The sequence below is a fragment of the Microbacterium sp. zg.Y909 genome, assembly GCF_024626565.1.
The window spans coordinates 1-5,100 of the sequence record NZ_JANJFJ010000317.1 but is presented as its reverse complement, the minus strand read 5'-3'; the positions used below and the strand labels follow the sequence as shown (position 1 = coordinate 5,100).

The window sequence follows — 5,100 nt, the reverse complement described above, 5'->3', positions numbered from 1 at the left end:
GACGCCCGTGGCCGCACCCTGGAAGGGCTCGATGTAGCTGGGGTGGTTGTGCGACTCGACCTTGAAGGTGACCGCCCAGCCCTCGCCGACGTCGACGACGCCGGCGTTCTGGCCCATGCCCACCATGAGGCGGGTCTTCATCTCCTCGGAGACCTTCTCGCCGAAGCGGCGCAGGTAGATCTTGCTCGACTTGTAGGAGCAGTGCTCGCTCCACATGACGGAGTACATCGCCAGCTCGCCCGACGTGGGGCGGCGGCCGAGGATCTCGCGGATCTTCGCGTACTCGTCGGCCTTGAGGCCGAGGGCCTCGTACGGCTGCTCCCGGTCGGGGGTGGCGACCGCGTTCTCGACGGTATCGGCGACAGAGGTCGAAGAGGGCGTGGTCACGCGGCTGTACTCCAGAAGATGAGGGGGTGGCCGGACGGGTCCATCCTAGTCGCGGCGGTCACGCGCCGAACCCGCGTCGACGGGCTGGAGGGTCCGTCCAGGAAGACGGCGGGGACGACCTCGTGCACCGGCCCAGCGCCGAGTGAGTATTCGCGCTCTGAGTGAGTGCTCGGGGCGGCGTCAAGATGCGGCTGCCTCGGCGAACAATTCGCGCATCCAGGTGTGTCCGGGATCGTGGGTGTGCACGGGATGCCACCACAATGCGTTCGTCAGCGGGGTCGCTTCGAATGGCGGCTCCAGCACGCGGACGCCGCCCATGCCGACCACCAGATCGCTGAGGCGCGCCTGCACCATTCCCAGCCGACGAGTGCCGGCGACGAAGGTCCCGAGCGAGAGGAAGCTCTCGACGACGGCATCGACGTGCGGCTCGACGCCGAGCTCTTGCAGCTGGCGACTGGCCGAGGTGAAGGCCGTGCGCGATTGGTAGGTGAACACCCACGGAGAGTGGATGATGTCGGACATCGTGAGCTCGTCGCCGATCGCATCGTTGGAGGTGGCGGCGATGACGACCCAGCGGTCCTTGGCGAGAGTCATGTGCGGCAGATCGGACACGAAGCCGTGCGGGATCATGAGGGCGTCGACCGAGCGCAGGCGCTCGTCAGCGGACTCGATGAACTGTGGTGAATGAAGCAGGAACCGGAACTTCACCGAGGGAGCGCGTTCGGTGGCCAGACGCGACACGGCACGACCGATCGTGGCGAACCCGTAGTCGGACCCGAACACCGCGAACTCCCTGGTGGAGTTGCGCGGGTCCCACTCGGTCTGGCTGTCGAAGATGCGGCGCGCCATCTCGAGTGCGGTCGACGTCTGCTCGGCGAGGCGCACGGCGAGGGGCGTGAGATCGTACTCGTTGCCCCGTCGAGCGAGGATCGGATCGCCGAAGTGGATGCGCAGCCGGGACAGCGACGCCGAGAGGGCGGGCTGGCTCAGTCGTAGTCGCTGGGCGGCTCTCGTGACGCTGCGTTCCGCGAGAAGCGCGTCGAGCGCGACGAGCAGATTGAGATCGAGCTTCGACAGCGGTGGTTCGGTGACCATGGAATCCCCTTCAGGGAGTACGTCCACCACAGCGTGGACGACATGACTATAAACCCGACCGATGCGCCGCCCAGCCGACCAGCGATTCCATGATGACCGAGGCATTGCTCACGGAAGTTCCAGGCCCGCAGGCGGAGGTGTCGGAAACGCCGTGTGGTTCCGTCTCACCCCTGTGCGCAGTATGCTCCGAGCCCGAGGGCCGCGCGAGGTGGTCATATGAGCCCACTGTCGGCTGGTGACAATGGGAAAGCGCGAACGATGTGGTGTGCAGAGACGGTGAGAACGCGCAAGACCGCGCCGTCACGGCGGGCCGCCGCATGAGCAGGACCAGGGTGCACGACGGACCGGGCGGTCCGATGCAGAGCGCACCGTTGGTGCCCGTGTCCGCCGCCCTCGGCTGGGTTGGACTGCTCGTGCACAACATGGCCGATTTACCCGGTCAGACGATCGTCAGCCCGGAATCGTTCATCCCTTTGGCGCTGACGGTCGTGCTCGTCGCTGCGTGGTTCACGCGGCTGCGATCCGTCGCAGCGTGGGCTCTTCTCGGGTGGGGTGTGGTGAACCTCCTGGGCGCGATCTTCACCGTGCTGCCCCTGCCGATCCTTCCTTTCGATCCGGCTCAGACACCCGCCCACTACGCGTTCCACGTGCTCTACGGGATCACTCAAGTGCCGCTCGTCGTCACCACCGCGATCTGGCTCCGCCGTCGGAAATAGCGGCCGTTTCCTCACCGCCCCCTTGACTCCCCACCCCGCCGGTCGTAACGTGCAACCAAATGGTTGTACGAACTGAGTTGACCGATGATGAGACCGACCGCCTCTTCCAGGCGCTGGCGGCATCGACCCGCCGCGACATCCTGCGACGGACGCTCGAACACGAGCAGTCCGTCTCGACCCTCGCGGCGGAGTACGAGATGTCGTTCGCTGCCGTGCAGAAGCACGTCTCCGTACTCGAGGCGGCCGGACTCATCGTCAAACGCGCCGAAGGGCGCGAGCGGCTCGTGCGGGGGGATCCGACGATGATCGCTCGCGCACGCGCCCTCCTCGCCGCTTACGAAGACCTCTGGCGCGCACGTATCCATCGGCTGGACGACCTCTTGGCCGCGCCCGCCTCTCCGCTACCGAAGCCAGGAGAATGACATGCCCGTCACCGAAGTCACCACCGACCCCGAAGCCCTCACGATGACGCTCATCGCCGACTTCGAGGCCCCCGTCGAGCGCCTCTGGCAGGTGTTCACGGACCCGCGCCAGCTCGAGCGCTTCTGGGGCCCTCCCGGCTGGCCGGCCACCTTCACCGAGTTCGGGCTGACCCCCGGCGGTCGCGCCAGGTACCACATGACGAGCCCTCGCGGTGAGAAGTCCCACGGCGCCTGGGAGTTCCTGTCGATCCATGAGCCGTCCGCATTCGAAGTGCTCGACGGCTTCGTCGACGAGAACGGCGAGCCGCAGGAGGGGATGCCGCCGGCGATGCGGATGACGTTCGCGTTCGAGTCCACGCCCGACGGCTCGCGGCTGCGCAACGTCACCCACTTCACCTCCGCCGAAGCCCTGGACGCGGTGGTCGCGATGGGCGCGGTCGAGGGCTCCACGATGGCCCTGAATCAGCTCGACCGCGTGCTGGCCGGACTCCGTGCCTACGCCGCAGGCAAGGGCACCCGCACCGAGATCCTCGACGACACCCACGTGCGCATCACCCGTCTCATCGACGGTCCGATCGACCTCGTGTGGCGTGCCCATCAGGAGCCGGAGCTGCTGAAGAAGTGGATGCTGGGGCCAGACGGCTGGCGCATGAGCGTCTGCGAGGTGGACCCCGCTGTCGGCGGGCGCTACCGGTACGAGTGGGAGCCGGTGACCCCGGATGCCGGTGAGCGGTTCGGCTTCGACGGCGAGACGCTGCTGTCCGAGCCGCCGCGCCGGGCCGTCACCACCGAGCACATGACCGGCACCGACTTCCCCTCGACCCTCAACGACCTGAGCCTGGAGGAGGAGGACGGCGCCACGCTCGTCACGGTGCTCATCGAGTATCCCGACAGCCAGACCCGCGACGCCGTGCTGGCGACGGGAATGACCGAAGGCATGGAGGCCAGCTACGCGCGGCTCGAGTCGGTGCTCGCCGCCGACGCCGCAACGCGCTGACAGCCCCGCGCTCGCCGCCCCCGCGGACCCCGGTCAGGCGCGGGGCAGCGCGTCCTCGAGGGCGACCCACGCGAGCATCGCGCACTTCACACGGGCGGTGAACTTCGAGACGCCCGAGAGCGCCGTGGCATCGCCGTAGACGTCTTCGTCGAGTTCGAGCTTGCCTCGCGAGCGCAGCACCTCGCGGAATCCGCCGATGAGGTCGATCGCCTGCTGCCGGCTCATGCCCCCGTCGGCTTCGACACGGTCGTCCACCAGCGAGGCGAGCATGGATGCCGAGGCCTGCGAGATCGAGCAGCCGGCGCCTTCCCACGTCACCGAGGTGAGGGTCTCGCCGTCGTCGGACACGCGCGCGCGCAGCGTGATGTCGTCGCCGCAGATGGGGTTGTGCTGATGCGACGTGGCCGTGCGGCCGTCCTCGGGCGCAAGGCCGCGGGCATGCGGGTGCTTCGAGTGGTCCAGGATCAGCTCCTGGTACAGGGTGTCGAGGTTGCTCATGCGGAGGCTCCTTCCGCGCCGAAGTACGCTCGGACGCCCGACACGGCGTCGAGGAAGCGGTCGATGTCGTCGTCGGTGGTGAACACCGATGCCGACGCGCGCACCGATGCGGTCAGCCCGAACCGGGCGTGCAGCGGCTTGGCGCAGTGGTGCCCGACTCGCACGGCGATGCCGCGCGAGTCGAGGAACTGCCCCACATCGTGCGCGTGCACTCCGGCGACGTCGAAGGATGCCAGGCCGATGCGGTCGACATCGGCGCCGGGGTCGCCGAGGACCCGCACTCCGTCGATCGCGTCGAGCCCGGTGAGCAGGCGTCGGCCGATCACGCGCTCGTGGGCGTGCACGGCATCCATGCCGATCGCGTCGAGATAGCGCGCCGCGGCGGCGAGCCCGATGGCCTGCGACACCGGCTGCGTGCCGGCTTCGAACTTCTGCGGCGCGGGCAGGAATCCCGCCTCGTCGAGGGTGACGGTGGTTACCATCGATCCGCCTGTCAGGAAGGGCGGCAGTGCCTCGAGCACCTCGGTGCGCCCGTACAGTGCGCCGACTCCGTAGGGTCCGAGCATCTTGTGCCCCGAGAACGCGGCCAGGTCGACGCCGAGGGCGGGGAGGTCCAGCGCCAGGTGGGGAGCCGACTGGCAGGCATCCATCACCGTCAGTGCACCGACCGCCTTCGCCAGCGCGACGATCTCAGTCACGGGGTTGACGATCCCGAGCACGTTCGACACGTGGCTGAACGCCACGACCCGCGTGCGCTCGCCGATGACCGAGGCGGCGGCATCCAGGTCGAGCGTGCCGTCGTCGCGCACCGGAATGTGGCGCAGCACCGCTCCGGTGCGGGCGGCCAGCTCCTGCCACGGGATGAGGTTCGCGTGGTGCTCGGCCTCGGTGACGACGATGTCGTCGCCGGGGCGCAGCGCGAAGGGGGCGGATGCCGGAGCGCCGCGTCCGGCGGTGGCGTTGCCGATCGAGTACGCGACGAGGT

General features: G+C 68.6%; 6 protein-coding genes and 1 pseudogene. 3 read left to right on the top strand and 4 right to left on the bottom strand.

All coding sequences use genetic code 11. The features are described from left to right. Both NQ160_RS18050 and NQ160_RS18045 read right to left on the bottom strand, forming a co-directional pair. A pseudogene (locus tag NQ160_RS18050) lies at positions 1 to 387 on the bottom strand (phosphoribosylformylglycinamidine synthase subunit PurL); the annotation flags it as partial. Between the two features lie 180 nt (positions 388 to 567). Next, positions 568 to 1,482, bottom strand: a complete 915-nt coding sequence (locus NQ160_RS18045) for a LysR family transcriptional regulator (RefSeq protein WP_257516517.1) — start codon at positions 1,480 to 1,482, stop codon at positions 568 to 570. A 380-nt stretch (positions 1,483 to 1,862) separates the two neighbouring features. On the opposite strand from NQ160_RS18045, the gene NQ160_RS18040 reads away from it, so the two are divergent. The 3 genes from NQ160_RS18040 to NQ160_RS18030 are packed head-to-tail and all read left to right on the top strand — an operon-like array spanning position 1,863 to position 3,617. After that, the gene (locus tag NQ160_RS18040) at positions 1,863 to 2,198 is read left to right on the top strand and encodes a hypothetical protein (RefSeq protein ID WP_257516516.1); all 336 of its coding nucleotides are present in this window, start codon (positions 1,863 to 1,865) and stop codon (positions 2,196 to 2,198) included. A gap of 59 nt (positions 2,199 to 2,257) precedes the next feature. After that, positions 2,258 to 2,620: an ArsR/SmtB family transcription factor gene (locus NQ160_RS18035; RefSeq protein WP_257516515.1), complete on the top strand. Its 363-nt coding sequence runs from the start codon at positions 2,258 to 2,260 to the stop codon at positions 2,618 to 2,620. 1 nt (position 2,621) lies between these two features. Next, positions 2,622 to 3,617, top strand: a complete 996-nt coding sequence (locus tag NQ160_RS18030; RefSeq protein ID WP_257516514.1) for an SRPBCC family protein — start codon at positions 2,622 to 2,624, stop codon at positions 3,615 to 3,617. 33 nt (positions 3,618 to 3,650) lie between these two features. Here the strand turns inward: NQ160_RS18030 and sufU are convergent, their stop codons facing one another. Then, positions 3,651 to 4,115, bottom strand: a complete 465-nt coding sequence (sufU, locus tag NQ160_RS18025; RefSeq protein ID WP_257516513.1) for a Fe-S cluster assembly sulfur transfer protein SufU — start codon at positions 4,113 to 4,115, stop codon at positions 3,651 to 3,653. Continuing rightward, on the bottom strand, positions 4,112 to 5,100 hold a 989-nt coding region (locus NQ160_RS18020), incomplete at its 5' end, for an aminotransferase class V-fold PLP-dependent enzyme (protein WP_257516512.1). The genes NQ160_RS18020 and sufU, both read right to left, overlap by 4 nt.

Coding starts and splice junctions, on each gene's coding strand:
- NQ160_RS18045 (WP_257516517.1), bottom strand. CDS start 1,482: ATGGTCACCGAACCACCGCTGTCGAAGCTCGATCTCAATCTGCTCGTC.
- NQ160_RS18035 (WP_257516515.1), top strand. CDS start 2,258: ATGGTTGTACGAACTGAGTTGACCGATGATGAGACCGACCGCCTCTTC.
- NQ160_RS18030 (WP_257516514.1), top strand. CDS start 2,622: ATGCCCGTCACCGAAGTCACCACCGACCCCGAAGCCCTCACGATGACG.
- sufU (WP_257516513.1), bottom strand. CDS start 4,115: ATGAGCAACCTCGACACCCTGTACCAGGAGCTGATCCTGGACCACTCG.